This is a genomic window from Catellatospora tritici (genome assembly GCF_019083965.1).
Lineage (GTDB): Bacteria > Actinomycetota > Actinomycetes > Mycobacteriales > Micromonosporaceae > Catellatospora > Catellatospora tritici.
On sequence record NZ_JAHRCY010000012.1, the window covers coordinates 38392 to 59159 of the forward strand.

The window sequence follows — 20768 nt, forward strand, 5'->3', positions numbered from 1 at the left end:
CCAGGGAGGCCCCAGATGCACACAGACAACCACTTCGGTCGCCCGGTGCCCGCCGTCAGACCGGCCGAGGTACGACGGGCGCCGCAGCCGGTCGCGGTACGGCTGCACGCGTTCGGTCGGTTCCGCACCGAGGTGGACGGCGTGCCCACGGCGCTGCCGCCGCTGGCCACCACCGTGCTCGCCCGGCTGGTCCTGGCCCGCGGCGGGCTGGTCCACGCCGACACCCTGTACCGCGACTGCTGGCCCGAGCCCGCGCGGACGATCCGGCGCGAGCAGCGGGTCGCCGTCCACAAGCGGATCGCCATGATCCGGCTTTGCCTATCGGCCGGCGGACGGGCGCCGCAGGAGGTGCTGTTCACCGAACGCGCCGCCACCACCGGCTACCGCCTGATCCTCGACCCCAATCAGGTGGACATCCACCGGTTCGAGGACCTCGTCTGGCGCGCCGGTGCGGGCTGGGACAACGTCGCGGTGGACCTGCTGATCCAGGCGCTCGGCCTGTGGCGGGAGCGGCCGCTGCTCGGCCTGCACGACCAGGACTTCGTACGCGCCGGAGTGCAGCACCTGGCCGCCCTGCGTGAGCGCGCCTGCCGGGACCTCGTCTCGGTCAGCCCGGCGGTCGGCCGCACCCGCGACGCCCTGCACGCCCTCGATCGCCTCCAGGCCGCCCAGCCGGAGGACACCGCGCTCCAGCAGCAGGTTGCGGCCTGGCGCGCGGAACTGCACGTACGGGCGAACCGGTGACCCCGCGCGCCCACCACCCATCACGGAGGACAGCAATGCACAAGCGCAGATCTCGTACGGCGACCCTGGCGGCCCTGCTCGCCCTGGGCCTGACCGCCTGCTCCCCCGGCGGCACCCCCGCCAACCGGACCTCGCCCAGCCCCAAGCCCGCCGAAAGCAGCCTCGCCGACGTGGCGGTGCTGGTGGTGGACGACTTCCAGCTGACCGGCCCGCCGAAGGCGGGTCCGGGCGGCCCCACCGACAACTGCGCTGTCGGGGCGAACGTCGTCGGCTCCGGCGGGGCGGGCGACGACCTGCCGCTGGACGCCATCACCCACGGTGAGCTGGTCTACCGGACGCTGCGCGACGGGCTGGACGCCTCGGTCAGCACCGCGCGTGGCGGTGCTGCCGTCACGACGACCGCGTCGGCGCCCGCGCTGCCCAAGGGGTCGCCCCGCACGGTGGAGACGAGCGCCGAGTGGAAGCTGCCCGAGAGCGGCGCGGACTACCGGATCCGGCTGGTCGCCGTCGACGCGCCCGGCCACACCACCCGCAACGTCGTCGACGGACTCCAGAACGTCATGGCCGAGCTGGGCAGGGACGGCTTCCACCGCTTCGTGCTGAACCTCAGCTTCGTCGTGCTGCCGTGCGACCCGCTGACGCTGCTGAACGGCACCGACCAGCGGGCGCTGCTGGAGTCGTACCTGGAACTGGCGGCGGCCGACCCGGACCTGCTGACCGGGCTGTCCGACGCGCTGGGCATCCCGGCCTCCGGCGTCGACCTGGCCGTGCTGAACAGCCGGACGTCGGACGTGGACAAGGCGGTGCTGACCGATCCCCGGCTGGGGCCGCTGCGCGGCTGCCTCATCGACGGGGTGTACCGGGCGGTCGAGCGGGACCAGAAGCTGGGCGAGAGCCGGATCGGCCGTCAGCTGATCGACGACGCGGCCTGGGCCGGGTTCCAGACCTCGGTCGGCCAGTCGACCGGCGAGCAGGCGGTGGTCGCGGTCGGCGCGGCGGGCAACGGCATCCAGTGCGGCAAGGAGCGTCGCGCGTCGTTCCGGTTCCCGTTCGCTCCGGCCCTGTGGGACGGCGTGGTCAGCGTCAGCGCCGCGAACCCCGCCGGCGGGATCATGGCCTATTCGAACTCCGGTGAGGTGAAGCTCGACGGCGAGGGGCCCACCGCGCTGCTGCCCGGCAGCCACGGCACCTCGTTCGCGGCGCCGCGGCTGAGCGCGTACGAGGCCATGTACCTGCTGCGCACCGGCCGGATCCGCTGCGCACCGACGGCGGATCGGCCACCGCTGGCGTACGTGACCCAGGCCGACGTGCTGGGTGCGGCCACCACCGGCGTCCTGCCCTGGAAGGACGAGGACCGTCCGGTCTGGCCCCGCTACTGCGCCGACTTCCGCGCCGTCAGCGGCGCGTAGCCCGAATGTCCGTGCGGTTTCGGGGAAAGTGCTGGAATCGCCGTCAAGATTCGTGCACTTTCCCCGAAACCGCACGCCGGTGCGGCGGGCGAGCGCCGACTCAGGCGGCCTTCGCGGCCTGGTTCAGCCGGACCATGTTTCCGGCCGGGTCGCGGAACGCGCAGTCGCGCACCCCGTACGGCTGGTCCATCGGCTCCTGCAGCACTTCGGCGCCCGAGGCCTGGATCCGCTCGAAGGCGGCGTCGACATCGTCGGTGACGAAGATCAGCCCGCGTAGCAGTCCTTTGGCGAGCAGTTCGGACATCCGCTGCCGGTCCTCAGGGGACGCGCCCGGTCCGGCGCCGACCGTCTCGAGGGTGATCTGCAGCTCCGGCTGGCTCGGCGGCACCAGCGTCACCCAGCGCATGCCCTCGAAGCTCACGTCGTTGCGGACCTCCAGGCCCAGCGCGTCGCGATAGAAGGCGAGCGCCTGCTCGTGATCGTCGACGGTGATGAAGCAGTGCGAAACCCTGATGTCCACGTAGCTCACCTTACGGCGTCAGGACCCGGCGCGAGCCTGCCCGCTCCGTACCGGCCGGGTCAGCATCTTGGCCACGCACGCGGGGATCTGCGCCCCGGTGTCGTGCTCGCGCGCCCGGTACGCGCTGGGCGTCTCCCCGACCAGTTCGGTGAAGCGGGAGCTGAACGACCCGAGCGAGGTGCAGCCGACGGCGAAGCACACGTCGGTGACGCTGAGGTCACCCCGGCGCAGCAGGGCCTTGGCTCGCTCGATCCGCCTGGTCATGAGATGGCTGTACGGCGTCTCGCCGAACGCGGCCCGGAAGCTGCGCGAGAAGTGGCCCGGCGACATCAGCGCCTCCCGGGCGAGCGCGGGCACGTCCAGTGGCTGCGCGAAGTCGCGATCCATCCGGTCGCGAGCCCGGCGCAGCCGGACGAGATCGTCCCGGTTCATTCCCCCAGCATCCCACGCGGGTCGGACCGGACCCCGGCGGTGGCCCGCTCACGCGACGCCGGTCACCACCGCGAACGACTCGGCCCCGAGTTCCAGCTCGGTGCCGGTCCAGCGGGTCTCGCCGGAGGCCAGCAGCAGCTCACCCGGCGGCGCACCCACCGGCACCCGCTGCGGTTCGGCGGCCAGGTTGCACACCAGGCTCACCACTCCCCTCCGTACCACCAGCCACCGCCGCGCCTCGTCGACGGTCACGGCCAGCCGGTCCAACCGGGGGTCGGTCAGCTCGGGGCGGGCACGCCGCAGCGCGATGAGGTCGCGGTAGAGCCGCACGATCCGCTGGTGCTCCGGCTCGGCCAGCTCCTCCCAGCGCAGTTTCGACTCCAGGAACGTCTTCGGGTCCCCCGGATCCGACGAGACCTCCAGCCCCCAGGTCGCGCCCAACTCCCGGCGCCGCCCCTGGCGGACCGCGTCGCGCAGCCCCTCGTCGTGGAACGAGACGAAGAACTGCCACGGACCCCGGCTCCCCCACTCCTCCCCCATGAAGATCATCGGCGTGTACGGCGAGCAGAGCACGATCGCGGCCGCGCATCCGAGTAGCCCCGGCGACAGCGTCGCCCCGATCCGGTCCCCCTCGGCCCGGTTGCCGACCTGGTCGTGCGACTGCACGTAGACCAGGAATCGGCTGGCCGGGATCCGGGCGGTGTCCACCGGCCGTCCGTAGCCGCGGCCGCGATAGGTCGAGTGGCCCCCGGTGAACAGGAAGACCTCGCGCAGCGCCTGGGCCAGGTTCGCCAGCGGGCCGTAGTCGGCGTAGTAGCCGTGCCGCTCGCCGGTGAGCGCGGCGTGCAGGCTGTGGTGGACGTCGTCGTTCCACAGCGCGCTCAGCCCGAACCCACCGGCCTCGCGGGCGGTGACCAGGCGCGGGTCGTTCTGGTCGGACTCGGCCAGCAGCGCCAGCGGCCGCCCGAGGTGGGCCGACAGCGCGTCGACGGCGACCGACAACTCCTCGAGCAGGTGCACGGCCCGGCCGTCGCGCAGCGCGTGTACGGCGTCCAGCCGCAGCCCGTCGAGGTGGAAGTCGCGCAGCCACGCCAGCGCGTTGTCCAGCACGTAGCGGCGGACCTCGTCGGAGCCGGGGCCGTCGAGGTTCAGCGCCGGTCCCCACTTGGTCTGGTCGGCGAAGTAGGGCGCGAACCTGGGCAGGTAGGCGCCCGCCGGGCCGAGGTGGTTGTGCACGACATCGAGCAGCACCCCGATGCCGCGCCGGTGACAGGCGTCGACGAAGCGTTTCATCGCGTCGGGACCGCCGTACGGCTGGTGCACGGCGAACCACAGGACGCCGTCGTAGCCCCAGCCTGCCTCACCCTCGAACGCGTTGACCGGCAGCAGCTGCACGAAGTCGACGCCCAGGCGCACCAGGTGGTCCAGGCGTTCGGTCGCGGCGTCGAAGGTGCCCCGCTCGGTGAAGGTGCCGACGTGCAACTGGTAGACGACGCCACCGGCCAGCGGCCGCCCGCGCCAGTCGGTGTCCTGCCACCGGTAGGCGCTGTGGTCGTAGCGGCGGGTGGGGCCGTGCACGCCGTCGGGCTGCCAGACCGAGCGGGGATCGGGCAGCGGGGTGGGGTCGTCGTCGAGCAGGAACGCGTAGTCCACGCCGTCGGGCACGCCGGGCACGTCGGCGTGCCACCAGCCGTCGGCGTCAGCCGTCATCGCGTGGTCGTGCCCGGCGACCCGGACCGCCACCCGCGCGGGCAGCGGCGCCCACACCGAGAACCTGTGCGTCTGCGTCACCGCGTCCTCCATACCTGCCGACCCCTGATGTGAACGAGTCACCGGCCCGCCACCGCGCCGACCCTGGGCTCGGGCGCCGACACGGTGGTGGCGCGCCGACCGAACAGGAACAGCAGCGGGAGCAGCACCACCGCCGCCGAGCAGGCGACCACGGCCGGGTAGCCGACCCCGCCGAGCAGCATCCCGGCGCCGACGCTGGACAGCGCCGAGGCGGTCCACACGATCGCGTCGACGCCGCCTTGGACGTGTGCGCGCTCGTCGGGCGTGAGCGCCTTGGTGAGCAGGCTGCTGCCGCCGACGAAGGTCAGGTTCCAGCCGTAGCCGAGCAGGAACAGCGCGACGTAGAGCGCCGCGGTCGCCGACCACAGCGCCGCCGCGGCGGAGGTGAGGATCACCCCGATACCCAGCACGATCGTGGTTCGGGCGCCGAACCGGTCGGCGAGGTGCCCGGACAGCGGCGCGAGCGCGAACATGCCCAGCAGGTGCGCGCTGAGCACCGCGCCGACGGCGCCCAGGCCGTGGCCGTGCATCTCCATCTGCAGCGGCGTCATGGTCATCACGCCGACCATGGCGACCTGGCCGCCGGTCATCGACACCACCGCGGCGCGCACCACGGGCAGCCGCCAAACGCGGGAGGGCGCGGACCCGTAGGCCACGCCGCCGCGCCGGGTGCGGGTCGCGGGCAGCGCCGTCGAGGCCAGGCAGGCCGCCGCGGCGCAGACCAGCGCCAGCAGATACGGGCCCGTGTACGGGCGCAGCCCGAGGCCACCGGCCAGGCGGGTGAGCGGCTCGATGAGGTTCGGGCCGATCAGGGCGCCGACCGTGCCGCCCCAGACGATGAGCCCGACGGCGAAACCCTTGCGGTCGGGCGGGTACAGGTCGGCCGCGCAGTAGCGCGACAGCTGCGCGCCGCCGTTGCCGATGCCGAGCAGCAGCATGCCGGTCATCAGCACGGTCGCCGACCCGGCCGCGACCGCGTAACCGGCGACCACCGCCCCGACGACCGCGACGGCGTACCCGACGAACAGCGCGATCCGGCTGCCGTGCCGGGCCATGACGGCGGCCAGGGTCAGCGTCCCGACCGCCGAGCCGATGACCCCGGCCGCGTTGGGGATGCCGCTCCACATCGGGCTGAGCAGCTGCGCGCCGAGCAGGGTGCTGACCGTGCTGGCCCCGACCATGGACACGTTGGTCGCGGCCGAGCCGGTGAACAGCACAGACATCGGTCGGCGGATGTCGGGTGCCTGGAGTTGGGTCGTGGTCACTGCTACCCCCGTACCAGAAGGGCCACCGGGTATCGCCGCAGCAGTTCGGCGACCCGGGGCGTGGTGGTCTCGACAGGTTCGCCGCTGATCAGGTCGGTCCAGCGGTCGGTGCCGTGCGGCAGCGGCAGGACGGTGTCCGACCAGCCGCCCGCGGCGTGCAGGCCGACCGGCAGCCGGGTAGCGACCGCCACCACGTCGCGGCGCGGCCCGCGGGCGAACCCGACGAGGTGGTCGGCGGCGCGGCCCTCGGCGGACACGGGTGCGTAGCCGTGCCACAGGTCGGGCCGGTCGCGGCGCAGCCGCAGCACCGTCGCCACGACGAGCAGTTTCGCCGCGCCGGTGTCGTCGACGTCGGGCCGCCAGCCGCTGTCGAGCTTGTCGAGCAGTTCCCGGCGCGCGGCGAAGTCCACCGGCCGCCGGTTGTCCGGGTCGACCAGCGACCAGTCCCACAGCTCGGTGCCCTGGTACACGTCGGGCACGCCCGGCCCGGCCAGCTGCAGCAGCTTCTGTCCGAGCGAGTTGGACCAGCCCGCGTCCCGGATCCGGGCGACGAACCTGGCGACGTCGGCGGCCACCTCGGCGTGCGCCAGCAGACGCTGCGGCCAGCCCGTGAGCGCGCGCTCGAGGTCCGGGTCGGGGTTGGTCCAGTCGGTGTGCTGCCGCGCCTCGCGGGCGGCCTTGAGCAGGAAGCCGCTGAGCCGCTCCGGCTCGATCGGCCAGGCGCCGACCAGCGTCTGCCAGGCCAACGGCGCCAGCTCCGGATACCCCAGCGGGCAGTGGGCCGACCAGCCGTCCATCGCGGCGAGGAACCGCTCGGGCAGCTCGCTGAGCACCGCCAGCCGTGCCCGTACGTCCTCCGACCGCTTGGTGTCGTGAGTGGACAGCGTGGTCATGGTGTGCGGCCAGGTAGCTTCTCGGGCCGTGTTGGCCGCGTGCAGTTCCGGTGGCGGCACGGCGAAGCGGTCCAGGTCACCGCCGACCTCGTTGAGCGAGACCAGGCGGTGGTACCGGTAGAACGCGGTGTCCTCGACCCCCTTGGCCATGACCGGTCCGGTCGTCTGCTGCACCCGGACGGCGAGTTCCCCCATCGGCTTCGCGACCATGCGCGCGGCGACCGCCGTCAGGATCGCGGCCAGATCCGGGCGGCGGCCCTGCGCGGTCGCGACGGCCTCGTCCAGCGCCCACCGGTGTTCGGGCAGGTACGTGCGGTAGACCGGAAACGCGACCAGCAGTTCGACGGCGGCGTCGTGGCACCGGGACGGGGGCTCGTCGGGCAACAGGTCACCGATGAGCCGGGCGATGCGCCGCAGCTCCGCCGGGAGCAGGGTCAGCGTGACCTGCCGTCGGCAGTCCTGGTCGACCTCGGCGGCCGAGGTCCGGTGCCGGGCCTCGAACAGGTCGCGGCCGCCCGGGTCGACGAAGACCCCGCAGATCTCGCGCAGCGCCTCGTAGCCGGTCGTGCCGTCGACCGGCCAGGAGGCGGGCAGCGGCTCGCCGACGGCGACGACCTTCTCCACCACGATCCAGGCGTCGGGCGCCGCCGCGCGCAGGCGGCGCAGGTAGCCGCCGGGGTCGGCCAGCCCGTCCGGGTGGTCGACGCGCAGACCGGTGACCTCGCCGTCGCGTACCCAGCGCAGCACCTCGGCGTGGAGCGCGTCGAACACCCTCGGATCCTCGGTACGCAGCCCCGCCAGCGTGTCGATGTTGAAGAAGCGCCGGTAGTTGAGGTCGCCCATGCCGCGCCGCCACGACACCAGCCGGTAGTGCTGCCGCTCGTGCACCTGCCGGGCGGTGCCGTCACCGGTGCCCGGCGCCAGCGGATAGCGGTGTTCGTGATACCGCAGCGTCGCCCCGTCGACCGTGAGATCGTCCACGGCCGACACCCCGCCGTCGCCGTCGTCGGCCAGCACCGGGATCAGCAACGGACCGGCCGCCCAGTCGACGTCGAAGAACTCCGCGTACGGCGAGTCGCGGCCGTGCCGCAGCACGTCCCACCACCACGGATTGGCGGGCGGATCGGCCACGCCCATGTGGTTGCAGACCACGTCCAGCACGAAGCCCAGCCCGGCCCGGCGCAGTCGGTCGGCCAGATCCCGCCGGGCGTGGTCGCCACCCCGGTCGTCGCAGGTGCGCGACGGATCGACCAGGTCGTAGCCGTGGGTCGAGCCGGGCGTCGACGCCAGCAGCGGCGAGCTGTACAGCGCGCCGACGCCGAGGGCGGCCAGATAGTCGGCGACGGGTGCGGCGTCGGTCAGGCGAAGGTGCGGTCCGAACTGGAGCCGGTAGGTCGAGGTGGGAACCGTCATCCCGTGAACCCCCGGGCCCGGCGCTGGGTGGCCATCCGGTCGCGGCCGTACACCTCGGTCAGTCGGCGCAGCCGGAACTCGGCCCCGGGCGTGAGCGACCTGGGATCCAGGCGCCACTGCCAGTTCCCGGCGGCCCGGCCGGGGGTGTTCAGCCGCGCCTGGCTGCCCAACTGCAGCACGTCCTGCATGGGCAGCACAGCCAGGTACGCCACCGAGCCGAAGATCGCCCGCGCGGCCGACCAGCAGATGCCGTCGCCGACCCCGCCCAGGTACAGCTCCACCCGGTCGCGCTCGTCGGCGGTGGCGGTGTCCCACCACCCGACCGTGGTGTCGTTGTCGTGGGTGCCGGTGTACGCGACACAGTCGGCGGGATAGTGGTGCGGCAGGTGCTGGTTCTCGTCGCCGGAGAACGCGAACTGCAGCAGCCGCATGCCCGGAATGCCCGCGTCGATCCGCATCCGCTGCACGTCCTCCGACGGTGGGCCGAGATCCTCGGCGATCATGTCGACGTCGGCGAGTTCCTTGCGGATGGCGGTGAACAGGTCCGCGCCGGGGCCGTCCTGCCAGTGGCCCTGGGTGGCGTCACCGGGCACGGGCACCGCCCAGTAGCGGTGGAAGCCGCGGAAGTGATCCAGCCGCACGATGTCGAACAGGTCCGCCATCCGGCGGACGCGGTCGATCCACCACCGGTAGTCCTCGGCCGCCATCGCGTCCCAGCGGTAGAGGGCGTTGCCCCAGACCTGGCCGTCGCGACTGAACTCGTCCGGCGGGAAACCCGCCACCACGGTGGGCCGACCGGCGGCGTCGAGCTGGAACAGGTTCGGCCGCGCCCACACGTCGGAGCTGTGCGTGCCGACGAACATCGCCACGTCGCCCAGGATCTCGATGCCCAGCTCCCGGGCCTGTTCCCGCACCGCGGCGTAGTGGCTGCCGAACAGGTACTGGGTGAACCGGTGGTAGTCGATCTCGCGGGCCAGCTCCCGCGCCGAACGCGCCAGCGCGTCGGGTTCGCGGCGGGCCAGCGGCGCGGGCCACTCGGTCCAGGCCCAGCCGTACCGGCGGCGCAGCGCCATGTAGTGGGCGAAGTCGTCGAGCCACCAGCTCTGCTCGCGGATGAACCGTTCGCTGTCGGCGGTCGGGGTGAAGTTCGCGAACGCCCGCGCCAGCAGCCGATCCTTGACCGCCGCGGCGGCCGGGTAGTCCACGTCGCCGCCGGACAGATCCGGGACGTCGGCCAGGTCCGCGCGGTCGAGCAGCCCGGCGTCCAGCAGCCGGTCCACACTGATGAACAGGGTGTTCCCGGCCAGCGTCGCGTACGACTGGTACGGGCAGCCGTCGCTGTCGACCGGGTTGAGCGGCAGCATCTGCCACACCGACTGCTCGGCCCCGGCCAGGAACTCCAGCCACTCGGTGGCGGCCGGACCGAACTCGCCGATGCCGTACCGGCCGGGCAGGGAACTGGGGTGCAGCAGGATGCCGCTGCGTCGGACCAGACTCAACGCGGATGCCCCTTCTCACGCTCGGCGGCCGAGGGCCGGTACAGCCGCTCGTACCGTTCGGCGGCCTCGTCCCAGGTGTACCGGGCCCGCATCGCCCGCTCCCGCAGCCGCGCCCAACCCTGGCCGCCCCGGTAGCGTTCGATGCCGTCCCACAGCGTGCCCAGCAGCTGAGCCCGGTCGTTGCCGGTGAACGACAGGCCCAGGCCGGTGTCGGCCACCGTCTGCGCCATGCCGCCCACCCGCCGCACCACCGGCACCGAGCCGTAGCGCAGCGCGATGAGCGGGGCCAGCCCGCACGGCTCGAACTCCGACGGCGCCAGGAACAGGTCCGAGCCCGCGTAGGCCAGCCGCGCGACCGGTTCCCGGCTGTCGGGGTGGAACGCCATGCTCGGGTAGAAGCGGGCCGCGCGCGCGAACGCCCGCTCGAAGCGCTCGCCCCGGCCCACGAACACGAACTGCGCGTCGAGCGCGGCCAGCTCGTCGATGCTGTCCAACAGCAGCTCCACGCCCTTCTGCTTGACCAGCCGGCCGACGAAGGCGAACAGCGGCACCGCCGGGTCGACCGGCAGGCCGCTCGCTCGTTGCAGTTCGGCCTTGCAGACCGCCTTGCCCGCCATGTCGCCCACGTCGTAGCGCGCGGGCAGATGCGGGTCGGTGCCCGGATCGAACTGGTCGTAGTCGACCCCGTTGAGCACGCCCGAGTAGTCGCCGCCCCGGTCGCGCAGCAACCCGTCCAGGCCGCAGCCGCGCAGCGGGGAGAGGGTCTCGTCGCGGTAGCGGTCGCTGACCGTGGTGACCGCGTCGGCGTGCGTGATGCCCTGGGCGAGCAGGTTGCCGACGCCGTACTCGGTGAGCCCGAGTTCACCGGCCATGCTGTGCGGGAACAGCCCCTGGTAGGCCAGGTTGTGGATGGTGAGCACGCTGCGGCAGGGCGCGTTCAGCGTACGCAGGTAAGCCGGGACGTGCCCGACGTGCCAGTCGTTGCAGTGCACCGCATCGGGACGCCAGCCGTCGCTGATCGCCAGCCGGGCCACGGCCCGGGAGAACAGCACGAACGACGCGAGGTCCTTCTCCACGTACCCCTCGGGGCGGTCCCACGGGAGCTGCTCGGCCGTGCCGACGGTGTAGTAGCGGACGCCGTCGTGTTCGCCCTGGTCGGCGACCTCGAACCGGGCCCGCGCGGTGCCCGCGGCGACGTCCAGCTCGGCGACCTTCCGACCGGTGGGCAGGCCGGTGTACCGGGGCAGGAACAGGTCCACCCGGTGCCCGCGCCGGGCCAGGCTCTTGGGCAGCGCCTGCGCCACATCACCCAGGCCACCCACCTTGACCAGCGGAAACACTTCCGAGGTCGCGAAATGGACACGCAGCGGCCCCGTCCGGCCCGCTCGCCCCCGCACCTCACCGCCCATGTGTCTCCTTTCCCGCCTCACCCGGCCGCCAGGCGCGCAGCGTGGCCACCGGCTCGCCGGACAGGTCCAGGACCACGCCCTGCCCGGCCGGCTGACCGCGCACGGCGGCCAGGTCGGGCACGGTCCAGGTCGCGCCACTGGCCGCCAGGCGCGGATCGGCGCCGACCCCGACACAAACCGCGCCCGCGCGTACCGCGGCGGTCACCCCGCTGGGCGCGTCCTCGAACACCAGACACCGCGCCGGTTCACACCCGAGGCGACGCGCCCCCAGCTGGTAGCAGTCGGGCGCGGGCTTGCCGTGCTCGACCTCGCCCCAGGTCACCAGCGCCGCGAACGCGGCCCGCACCCCCAGCTCGGCCAGCACCCGCCCGGCCCGGTACGCCGACGCGCCCGTCACCAGACCGAGCCACACCCCGGCGGCGTGCAGCCCGGTGACCAGTTCGGCCGCTCCCGCCACCGGCTTGAACGCCAGGTCCGGTTCGGCGGCGCGGACCGCGGCCAGCACCCTGTCCCGGCCGTCGGGGTCCAGGCCGCCGAACACCGTTCGCACGGTGTGCTCGGGCGAGCAGCCCAGCACATGGCTGTCGACGTCGCGTTCGCTCAGCTCGAGCCCGTGCCCGGCGGCCAGGTCGCGCCACAGCGCCACGATCGCGTCCTGCGTGTCGATCAGCACCCCGTCCAGGTCGAACAGGGCGCTGTCGAACAGCGGGGCGCTCACCCGCCCGCGACCGCGGGCAGGATGAGGATGGAGTCGCCGTCGGCGACCTGGGTGTTCAGCGCATCGGCGGCGCGGACGTCCTTCTCGTTGACGTACACGTTGACGAACCGCTTCAGGGTGCCGTCGGCGTTGACCACGCGGGAACGGATGCCCTGGTGCCGCGAGTCGAGGTCGGCGAGGACCTCCGCGACCGTGCCGCCGTACGCGGTGACCCGCTTGGAGCCGTTGGTGTGGGACAGGAACACCGTCGGGATCTCGACCAGGACCTCCATCACCGGTCACCCCCGACCGAGTCCTCGTCGCCGGGCATCGCGACCGCCAGGTGGGCCAGCCGCCCCGCCTCGACGGCCGAGCGCATCGCGGCCGCCATCAGCAGCGGCTCCTTCGCGTCCACCAGGGCCGTGTTGACCAGCACACCCGCCGCGCCCATCTCCATGGCCAGTGTGACGTGCCGCGCCGTACCGAGTCCGCCTTCGACGATCACCGGCAGGTCGACCCCGTCGATGATCTCCCGGATGCGGCGCGGCTCCGGGATGCCCCGGCCGGACGCCACCGGAGCGGCCATGATCCGCAGCGCCGAGCAGCCGAGCTCCTGCAGCGCCAGCGCGTCGTCCAGGTCCGGCAGGATGAACGGGAGCACGCTGTAGCCCTCGGCACGCAGCGTCTCGGCGATCTCGATGGTGGTCTTGTTGTCGGGGCGGTTGCCGTCGTCGCGCACGTCGAGCTTGAGGATCTCGATGCCGTACGAATCACGCAGGATGTGGGCGGTGTGCAGCGCGCTCTGCCCGGACCGGGCGAACGACGTGGTCCCGATCCACAGGTAGCGCTCCAGCGGCAGCTCGTCCTCCAGATCCGACAACAGCAGGCTGGGCCGGTTGTTGTCGGGGTCCACGGTGGTGATGAAGATCTGCGAACCGCTCGCCTCCAGCACCTGTCGCACCAGGGTCGGTGACGTGTACTGCTCGATGCCGACCAGCAGCCGCGAGGTCAGCTCATACCCACCGAGGGTGAGCCAGGATTCCTGGACGCCAGCGTCCTCAAGCGCGGTCACAGACATTTATCGCCACCTTTCATGAAGTCTCTTAATGAATTCTTCATGCCGGTCACCTCAGACGGCGTCTTCCAAATTGCTCCGTAGGGCCCAATTCCGGCGGGCCGGACACGAGGCGCCGCCCGCGAGCCGGTGTTTCCCGGTCGCGAACCGACAATCGGCTCGACAGACGTGCCTACGGCCAGTTCAATCGACGTCCGTGGACGGTTTCGACGCCTGGATGAAGTACCTGTTCGAGTACGAGCACGACCGCCGCGACCGGCCATGGGACGAACCCGAACCCGAGTGGCTGGCACGGTACGCCCGCGACGACACCCCCGTCGCCGTCGCCGAACGGATCCTGCGCCTGTTCAGCGCGGCCGGCGCCATCCTCAGCCCCTACGGCGACGAACAGGTCGGGCGGGGTCTGGTCGAGATCGTGGACGGGGGCGACATTCACGTGCTCGGCGGCAAGCAGGTGCCGCGGGTCCTGCGCAGCCGCGGGCTGCGTTCCATCGTCACGCTGTTCGCCGAGGTCTTCGCCCCCCGGATCACCGTCGAGGACACCAAGCACATGCCGAAGCTGCAGTACGTCTGCTTCATGTTCTTCGACATCGCACCCATCGACCTGGGCGAGGACACGGTGCTGGACGTGCTGGAGGACATCCTGGCGCTGGAGTCGGTCGCCTGCCAGCGGGCCGCCCTGCACGGGCTGGGCCACGCGCACCACCGGGCGCCCCGGCACGTCCCGCCGATCGTGGACCGCTGGCTGGCCAAGCACCGCGGCGCGCCGCAGGAGCTGCGCGACTACGCCGCCGCCGCCCGCGTCGGCGGCGTCATGTGACCCCACCTTTTCCGGTGATCGCCGACGCGGTCACCCGGCCGGGTGGGAAACGTGGGCACTGACGATGCGCCAGCCATCGGGCAGCCGTACCCACGTCTGCGACTGCCTGCCGACCGCCGCGCCGCCGGGATAGCTGAAGCAGGTGGTGACCACGGCCAGGTCGTCGCCGAAGGTGCTGATCCGGGTCTCGTGCAGGGTGCGGCCCGGTGGCAGCGGCGGCTGCTCGCGGCGCCAGGCGTGCTGCTGCTTCCAGCCGGTCTGCCGGTCGGCGATGCCGAAGCGGACCGTGTCGGGGCTGTCGTGGAAGAACGCCATGATCTCGTCGGGATCGTTGCCGACCAGCGCTTTCTCGTACGCGGTGAAGGCGGCCGCGACCTGCGCGACGACCTCGGGCCGGTCGATGTCCATGCGGTCTCCTCGCTAGTCGCCGCCTCCCGGTCCGGGCGCGTGCTCCCGGGCCGGGAGGCGGCGGGTGTTACCGGATCAGACCGTGGCGGCGGCCTGGTCCGGCTCCGCGGCGACGGCGGATTCAGCGGCCGACGGCTGTGCGTCGGCACCGCCGTGCAACCGGTCGAGGGCCAGCTCCTCGGGTTCGGGTTCCCGGGGGGCGTGGCCGCCGAAGTGGAAGATGACGCAGACGAGCGCGACGAACAGATAGCCCAGCGCCACCGGCCCGTTGGCGTTCCACTCCACCTTCTCGCCGTGGATCAGCCCGACGAAGGTGAGCGCGGCGCCCACGGCGGCGAAGATCCCCGCCTTGAGGAACCGCTTGTCGATGATGAACACGACGATCGCGCCGAGCACCAGACCGGCCAGGATCGCGCCCTGGCCGAGCACCAGCAGGCCGTGGTAGACCACGCCCGCCCCGGCCAGCGCCTGGTCGCCGACGGCACCGGCGGTGGTGCCCGCGGCGGCCAGCGAGTTGTCGATCTGGGTGGTGGCCCAGGAGGCGATGTTGGGGATGAGCGCGGCGACGACCGCCGCGGCATGGGCCCGTGGCGTCGCCTGGAACGCCTGGGCGCCGATCAGCAGCCCGATATAGAGCAGGATCGGCACGATCGCGGCCGTCGGGAAGATCGCCGCGAGCAGCCCGAACATGCCCAGGAAGCACAGCAGCGCGATGACGATGCCGGTCGCCATCGAGTAGCCGGTGCGGCCGCCCGCCGCCTTCCAGCCCGGGTGGCCGACGTAGACCGCGGGCGGGAACGGCGAGCCGAGCAGCGAGCCGATGATCGCGCCCGTACCGTCGGCGAGCAGCACGCTGCGCAGGTTGTAGTTGTCACCGGCGGTGGCGGCGCTCTCCACGTTGGTCATCGCCTCGGTGAAGTTGTACACGCCCAGCGGGATGGCGGTGGCCAGCAGCGGCGCCATCTCCTTGAGCCCGGCCAGCAGCAGGTCGACCTTGAGGTCGGGCACGGCCAGGGCGATGGTCTTCGCGGCGGCGGTCACGTCGGGCACCGACATGGCCCCGCCGATCCAGCCGATGGCGGTGCCCAGCAGCAGTGCGGCCAGGCCGATCGGGAAGTTGAACGGCAGCTTGACGTTGGTGAGCAGGCCGATCAGCAGCATGGCGAAGACCGGCAGCGCGACCCAGGCCAGGTCCCACATCCGCCCGGCCGGGTTCATCGAGATGAAGGTGATGGAGATGCCGGCCAGCGTGCCCAGCAGTGCCGCGCGCGGGGTGTACTTGCGGATGTACGGGCCGACGAACGCGCCGATGAGCACGATGACGCCGATGATGAACGCCCAGGCGATGCCCGCCTGCCAGGCCTTCACCGCGTCCTTGGTCTTCAGGTACACCGGCAGCATGATCACGAAGATGACGATGAACATGTGCGGCACGCTGGGGCCGTACGGCAGGGCGGTGACGTCGGTGCGGCCCTCGCGGGCGGCCAGACGCCGGGCCAGGATCGTGTAGTAGACGTTGCCGAACACCAGGGCGATGCCCAGCGCGGGCAGGATGGTGCCGAACACGTTGTCGGGCGAGAGGTTGATGACGTACAGGCACAGCGTGGTCAGCGTCAGCGCGTTGACCAGGACGTTGACACCGAAGCCGAAGAAGGCGTTGGTGTCGCCGCGCACCCAGTGCGGCAGCTTCACCGGCGCGGCCGGGGCCGGGGCGAGTTCGGTCATGGATACCTGCTTTCGGGGCGGCGGGAGGTTCAGGCGGCTTGCGACAGCGCGGTGCTGCTCCGCAACGCGGAGATGAAGGCCGGTGACGGCGCCACCCAGCCGAAGATGCCGCCCTGCGCGGCGATCATCTGCAGGCCGACCCGCTGGAACTCGGGGAAGTACGACCCCACGCAGTCGGACAGGACCAGGCACTCGTAGCCCCGGTCGTTGGCCTCGCGCACCGTGGTGTGCACGCACACCTCGGTGGTGACCCCGGTGACGATCAGGCTGCGTACGCCCAGCTCGGTGAGCAGGTCGCCGAGCCCGGTGGCGTAGAACGCGCCCTTGCCGGGCTTGTCGATCACCGGTTCGCCGGGTAGCGGGGCGAGCTCGTCGACGATGTCGTGGCCGTACTCGCCGCGGATCAGGATGCGGCCCTTGGGTCCGGGGTCGCCGATGCGCATGCTGGGCGCGCCGCGGTTCAGCTTCGCCGGTGGGCAGTCCGACAGGTCGGGCAGGTGCCCCTCGCGGGTGTGGATGACCGGCAGGCCGACCTCGCGGCAGGCTGCCAGCAGCGCGGCGGTCGGCGCGATGGCCGTACGCAGCTGGGCGACGTCGTTGCCGAGGGTCTCCCCGAAGCCGCCGGGTTCCAGGAAGTCGCGCTGCATGTCGATGACCAGCAGCGCGGTGGTCGCGGGATCGAAGGTGTACGGCGACGGCTGCGCGTCGACGGTGGCGGGGGTGGTCATAGAGGCTCGCCTTCTCGGTGAGGCGGAACGCTTCGCTCAGGAGGTGGAGGTGGCCGCGATGACGTCGTCGGACGTCGCGACGCAGCCGAAGACGCCGCCCTGCATGGTCACCATGTGCAGCGCGGCCTCGTGGTTGCCGGGGTCGGTGGCGCCGGTGCAGTCCGACAGGATCAGGCACTCGTAGCCACGGTCGTTGGCCTCGCGCATGGTGGTGTGCACGCACACGTCGGTGGTGATGCCGGTCAGGATCAGATGGGTGATGCCGTGGGTACGCAGTACCAGGTCCAGGTTGGTGGCGTAGAACGCGCCCTTGCCCGGCTTGTCGACGATGACCTCGCCGGGGACCGGGGCGACCTCGGGCACGATCTCCCAGCCCGGCTCGCCCTTGATCAGGATGCGGCCGCACGGTCCGGCCGACCCGATCTCGGCGCCGATCTGCGCCGAGCGCCAACGCTTGTTGGCGGGTAGGTCGGACAGGTCGGGGTCGTGACCCTCGCGGGTGTGCACTACCAGCATGCCCAGCGCGCGCACGTGGTCGAGCAGTTTGGCGGTCGCGGGCAGCCCGGCCCGGGTCAGCCCGATGTCGTATCCCATCGCGTCGACGTATCCGCCCGGCCCACAGAAGTCGGTCTGCCAGTCGATGCACAGCAGCGCCGTCCGGGCGACGGGCACGGACCCGTCGTACGGCCAGCGGTAGGGCCTGGCCTGCACCGGCCCGATGCGAGCCCCGCTCGGCACGGCAGCGGCGGAGTTGAGGTGGGGCACCAGGTTCTGCATACTGTCGATTGTCGACCGAACTGTTTCACGGTCTGTTCCAGTCGGTAACGTTGCGATGACCTGGTGCCCCCGGCCGGGGCCCTACAGATAGGACCGTGCTCCGTGCCCGCCCAGCGCGGCCAGGACCGCCGCCGTGTCACCGGTCTCGACCGCCTCCAGCAGCCGCTCGTGCCGGTGCACCCCGTCGTCGGAGTGCGTCTGCTCCGCCTCGCGCCGCAGGTTGATCGCCATGTACAGCTGCAGCCTCACCAGGATCGACTCGTAGATCGAGGTGAGCTGCTGGTTGCCCGACATCGCCACCAGGCTGACGTGGAACGACCGGTGCGCGTTGGCCACCTCCAGCTGGTCCCCGGCCGCCGCCGCGTCGCGCAGCTGCGCCAGCGCCGACCGCAGCCCGGCGAGGGCGTTGGGCTGACCCGCCGACAGCGCCTGCTCCACCGCGTGCCGCTCCAGCATGTCGCGCACCGCGTACAGCTCCCGCACGTCCCGGTCGGACAGGGTGGCCACCCTCGCGCCCCGCCGCGGCACGTGCTCGACCAGCCCCTGCTCCCCCAGCAGCCGCAGCGCCTCCCGCAGCGGCGCCCGGCTGATCCCGAGCCGCCGGGTCAACTGCTCCTCCACCAGCCGCTCGCCCGGCTCCGACCTGCCGCTGAGGATCTCCCGGCGTAACCGGGTCACCGCCAACTCGACCAGGCTGAAGGACTCGATCTCCCCGTGCACCGGGGCTGGTGCCATCTCCGTCACGGCACCGAGTCTGCCAGCCGTCGCAACTGACCGAACTCTAGTGTCCTGAGTCCGAAATTTGCTGTTGGTTCTGGTATGGATGATAGTCGCTGGCCGAAGCTCGCGCTGCCGGAGTCGGCCGAGATTCGCGCCAGCCTCGCCGCACACGGCGAACGAATCAAAGACTCCGCACGTTAGCGCGGTTCCCCGTCCTCGTCGAAGAAGGGGCCGTTACAGGTTTCCTCGACGAGCTCCTCCAGGGCGGCCAGGATGGTCTCGGCTTCGGCGCGAACGGCCTCGATCGAGCGTGGTTCGCCGGGGGCGAGCGCGATGAGCTCGGGGATCGGCTCCGGCACGCGGGTCAGGTCGTCGACCGCTTCCAACGGACCGACGCCGTTGGCCAACAGCCACAGGTAGTCGCCAAGGTTCTTCGCGATCACGGCCAGCTCGCCCTCGGAGCCGAGGTATACCACCGGCTGGGTCTCGATCGCAGCGTCCCGGTCGCGCAGCCAAACGGCCGCGTGGCCGCCCGAGCCGTCCTGGCCGAAGAAACGGAAAGGCGGCACGCCGGCGTCCTCGTTGTCGGTCCAGGCCGCCCACCATTCCGCGGTCTCCTCCAACGAATCGAACTCGTCGGACGGCTGGAAGTCATGCCCCTCGTGGTCGGTGGCGAAGGGTGCCTTGAGCGCGGCGGCCAGCATGGCGGGCAATTCCTGATGAAGCACAGCCAGGAGCTTAGGGCCCGCCCGGCCGAGCACACGGTAGACCAGTGAGTGGCCATACGCGGCTTCGATTCCCCAGGTCAGTGCAGCAGGGCGACCACCAAGGCCGGCACCGGAACGAAGACCCCGAGAACCAGCAGCTCCGTAGCCGGTCGCCGCAGCCTGTACTTGCGTTGTCGACCGGCGAACCGGGCATCCACGGCAGGCTCGGCCGCACGGTGCGGCTCGCCGCAGGGACGGGTGCGCAAACATGTGCCGATACATCTTGCGACGAGGCCACCCTGCGCGGGTGCCCGTTCCCGCCGGGATGGCGTGCTACAAAGTCGTCACGACCGGGAGCCGTCCGGTCACGACTTCGCGTCCCGCACAGTGGCACCCAGGAGTGGCGATGACCGAGCAGCCCCAGGCCCCGAGCACCGCCCGCATGATCGATTACTGGCTGGGCGGGACGAACCACCACCCGGTGGACGTGGCGGCCGCGCAGGCGTTCGAGGGGGCGTACGGCCCGTGCGCGGCGATCTTCCGGTCCCTGCGCGCCTTCTCCGGCCGTGCGGCCCGGCACATCGCCGCCGAGGGCGTCGACCAGTTCCTGGTCTTCGGCGCGGGCATCCCCGCCCAGGGCAATGTGCACCAGAGCGTGCCGGGCGCCCACGTGCTCTATACCGACCTCGACCCGCAGATCGTCGCCGCGGGCCGGGAGCTGGTCGCCGGGCTGGGCAACGTCGGCTACGTGCCCGGCGACGCGGCCGACCCGCGCCGCATCGACACCGACGTGCTGGACCGCACGCTGCCCGAGTGGACCACCCGTCCGGTGGGGCTGATCTTCCTTGGCCTGGCCGCGTTCCTCGACGACGCGACACTGGCCCACGCCCTGGACGAAATGTACGACCTGGTGCCCGACGGCAGCCGCCTGGCGTTCGACTTCGACGCGATGGAGCTCACGGCATACCCGGAGGCGCTGGCGATGATGGGGCCCGGCTTCCACATGCGCGAACCCGCGGACTTCGGCGCGCTGCTGGGCCGCTGGCGGGTGACCGACGACGGCATCGTCCCGGTCGCCCGGTGGCGTCCCGACGGCCCCGTCGAGCAGGTGCCCGACGCGTTCTGGGGCGGCCTGGCCGTCAAGTGACCCGGCGGTTGTCGGGAAGCGGTCGTATCGCCCTGACCGGCCGGGTCCTCTGTCCATCGACGGCACCTCCGGTCGATGTGAGGAGACACCAATGACCACTCCCGGCAAGGACAGCGGCGGCGACACCGTGATGAAGGACGGGTCACCGGTCAACACGTACGGGCTCACCGACAACTGCTACTACGTGACCGCCGCGCAGCTGCTCAACACCACGGTGGGTGAGCTGACCAAGCGGACCGAGATCATGCAGGAGCCCGGCGAGCAGATGACGATGACCGAGACGCAGACCTTCTTCCAGGGGCTCGGGCTGCCCGCACAGGTGACGCAGTACGGCACGCTCGCCGCGGTCGAGCAGGCATTCCGGGCTCTCGGGGCCACCACCGACCGGCAGTACGCTCTCGGTTTCCAGCGCACCGGCGGCTCCCGGCACATGGTCGTGGCCCACTACCGGCCGCAGCTGATGCAGTCGGTGCGCTACCACGACTACCAGAACCCGGACTCCAGCGCCGCCCTGGACCTCGCCGGCGCTACGGCCTACTACCTGTTCCACTGACGGTCCGGCCGGGTCGCGGGCCGACGACACGGGCCC

Annotated in this window: 21 protein-coding genes; 5 read left to right on the forward strand and 16 right to left on the reverse strand. The window is 72.0% G+C overall.

Annotated elements, in window-relative coordinates; genetic code table 11:
• The first annotated feature begins 15 nt into the window (after positions 1-15).
• Both KUA19_RS25600 and KUA19_RS25605 read left to right on the forward strand, forming a co-directional pair.
• On the forward strand, positions 16-744 hold the full coding sequence (locus KUA19_RS25600) for an AfsR/SARP family transcriptional regulator (RefSeq protein ID WP_217399807.1): 729 nt from the start codon (positions 16-18) through the stop codon (positions 742-744).
• 35 nt (positions 745-779) lie between these two features.
• The gene (locus KUA19_RS25605) at positions 780-2153 is read left to right on the forward strand and encodes a hypothetical protein (RefSeq protein ID WP_217399809.1); all 1374 of its coding nucleotides are present in this window, start codon (positions 780-782) and stop codon (positions 2151-2153) included.
• Positions 2154-2253: 100 nt separating this feature from the next.
• Here KUA19_RS25605 and KUA19_RS25610 read toward each other — a convergent pair whose 3' ends face one another.
• The 10 genes from KUA19_RS25610 to KUA19_RS25655 are packed head-to-tail and all read right to left on the reverse strand — an operon-like array spanning position 2254 to position 13150.
• The gene (locus KUA19_RS25610; RefSeq protein ID WP_217399811.1) at positions 2254-2673 is read right to left on the reverse strand and encodes a VOC family protein; all 420 of its coding nucleotides are present in this window, start codon (positions 2671-2673) and stop codon (positions 2254-2256) included.
• A gap of 18 nt (positions 2674-2691) precedes the next feature.
• Positions 2692-3105 carry a helix-turn-helix transcriptional regulator gene (locus KUA19_RS25615; RefSeq protein ID WP_217399813.1) on the reverse strand — a complete coding sequence of 138 codons (414 nt, stop codon included), beginning with the start codon at positions 3103-3105 and terminating at the stop codon, positions 2692-2694.
• Between the two features lie 48 nt (positions 3106-3153).
• On the reverse strand, positions 3154-4896 hold the full coding sequence (treZ, locus tag KUA19_RS25620; RefSeq protein ID WP_308167637.1) for a malto-oligosyltrehalose trehalohydrolase: 1743 nt from the start codon (positions 4894-4896) through the stop codon (positions 3154-3156).
• Between the two features lie 38 nt (positions 4897-4934).
• Positions 4935-6119, reverse strand: coding sequence for an MFS transporter (locus tag KUA19_RS25625; RefSeq protein WP_217399817.1), 1185 nt, complete (start codon positions 6117-6119; stop codon positions 4935-4937).
• A gap of 44 nt (positions 6120-6163) precedes the next feature.
• Complete coding sequence (gene treY / locus KUA19_RS25630; protein WP_217399819.1) at positions 6164-8467, reverse strand: malto-oligosyltrehalose synthase; 2304 nt, start codon at positions 8465-8467, stop codon at positions 6164-6166.
• Complete coding sequence (gene malQ, locus KUA19_RS25635; RefSeq protein ID WP_217399821.1) at positions 8464-9966, reverse strand: 4-alpha-glucanotransferase; 1503 nt, start codon at positions 9964-9966, stop codon at positions 8464-8466. Before malQ ends, treY begins: the two co-directional genes overlap by 4 nt.
• Complete coding sequence (locus KUA19_RS25640) at positions 9963-11375, reverse strand: glycogen synthase (protein ID WP_217399824.1); 1413 nt, start codon at positions 11373-11375, stop codon at positions 9963-9965. The genes malQ and KUA19_RS25640 overlap by 4 nt, the downstream gene beginning before the upstream one ends.
• Positions 11365-12093: an HAD family hydrolase gene (locus KUA19_RS25645; protein ID WP_217399826.1), complete on the reverse strand. Its 729-nt coding sequence runs from the start codon at positions 12091-12093 to the stop codon at positions 11365-11367. Before KUA19_RS25645 ends, KUA19_RS25640 begins: the two co-directional genes overlap by 11 nt.
• A complete protein-coding gene (locus KUA19_RS25650) occupies positions 12090-12365 on the reverse strand; it encodes a MoaD/ThiS family protein (protein ID WP_217399828.1) in 276 nt (91 codons plus the stop codon). Before KUA19_RS25650 ends, KUA19_RS25645 begins: the two co-directional genes overlap by 4 nt.
• The gene (locus KUA19_RS25655; RefSeq protein ID WP_217399830.1) at positions 12365-13150 is read right to left on the reverse strand and encodes a beta/alpha barrel domain-containing protein; all 786 of its coding nucleotides are present in this window, start codon (positions 13148-13150) and stop codon (positions 12365-12367) included. The genes KUA19_RS25650 and KUA19_RS25655 overlap by 1 nt, the downstream gene beginning before the upstream one ends.
• A gap of 193 nt (positions 13151-13343) precedes the next feature.
• On the opposite strand from KUA19_RS25655, the gene KUA19_RS25660 reads away from it, so the two are divergent.
• Positions 13344-13967 (forward strand): hypothetical protein, encoded by a 624-nt coding sequence (locus KUA19_RS25660; protein WP_217399832.1) that lies wholly within the window; start codon positions 13344-13346, stop codon positions 13965-13967.
• 30 nt (positions 13968-13997) lie between these two features.
• Here KUA19_RS25660 and hpxZ read toward each other — a convergent pair whose 3' ends face one another.
• The 6 genes from hpxZ to KUA19_RS25690 all read right to left on the reverse strand — a co-directional run bounded on the left by hpxZ (position 13998) and on the right by KUA19_RS25690 (position 19053).
• Entirely contained in the window at positions 13998-14375 is a 378-nt protein-coding gene (hpxZ, locus tag KUA19_RS25665; protein ID WP_217399834.1) for an oxalurate catabolism protein HpxZ, read from the reverse strand.
• Positions 14376-14450: 75 nt separating this feature from the next.
• Positions 14451-16100, reverse strand: a complete 1650-nt coding sequence (locus KUA19_RS25670) for a regulator (RefSeq protein ID WP_254550124.1) — start codon at positions 16098-16100, stop codon at positions 14451-14453.
• 29 nt (positions 16101-16129) lie between these two features.
• The gene (locus KUA19_RS25675; RefSeq protein ID WP_217399836.1) at positions 16130-16828 is read right to left on the reverse strand and encodes a cysteine hydrolase family protein; all 699 of its coding nucleotides are present in this window, start codon (positions 16826-16828) and stop codon (positions 16130-16132) included.
• Positions 16829-16864: 36 nt separating this feature from the next.
• On the reverse strand, positions 16865-17605 hold the full coding sequence (gene biuH, locus KUA19_RS25680) for a biuret amidohydrolase (RefSeq protein WP_217399838.1): 741 nt from the start codon (positions 17603-17605) through the stop codon (positions 16865-16867).
• Positions 17606-17686: 81 nt separating this feature from the next.
• A complete protein-coding gene (locus tag KUA19_RS25685) occupies positions 17687-18340 on the reverse strand; it encodes a GntR family transcriptional regulator (protein ID WP_254550146.1) in 654 nt (217 codons plus the stop codon).
• A gap of 182 nt (positions 18341-18522) precedes the next feature.
• Positions 18523-19053, reverse strand: a complete 531-nt coding sequence (locus tag KUA19_RS25690) for an SMI1/KNR4 family protein (protein WP_217399842.1) — start codon at positions 19051-19053, stop codon at positions 18523-18525.
• Between the two features lie 385 nt (positions 19054-19438).
• On the opposite strand from KUA19_RS25690, the gene KUA19_RS25695 reads away from it, so the two are divergent.
• Both KUA19_RS25695 and KUA19_RS25700 read left to right on the forward strand, forming a co-directional pair.
• A complete protein-coding gene (locus KUA19_RS25695) occupies positions 19439-20179 on the forward strand; it encodes an SAM-dependent methyltransferase (RefSeq protein WP_217399844.1) in 741 nt (246 codons plus the stop codon).
• A 91-nt stretch (positions 20180-20270) separates the two neighbouring features.
• The gene (locus tag KUA19_RS25700) at positions 20271-20732 is read left to right on the forward strand and encodes a hypothetical protein (RefSeq protein WP_217399846.1); all 462 of its coding nucleotides are present in this window, start codon (positions 20271-20273) and stop codon (positions 20730-20732) included.
• Positions 20733-20768 lie beyond the last annotated feature (36 nt).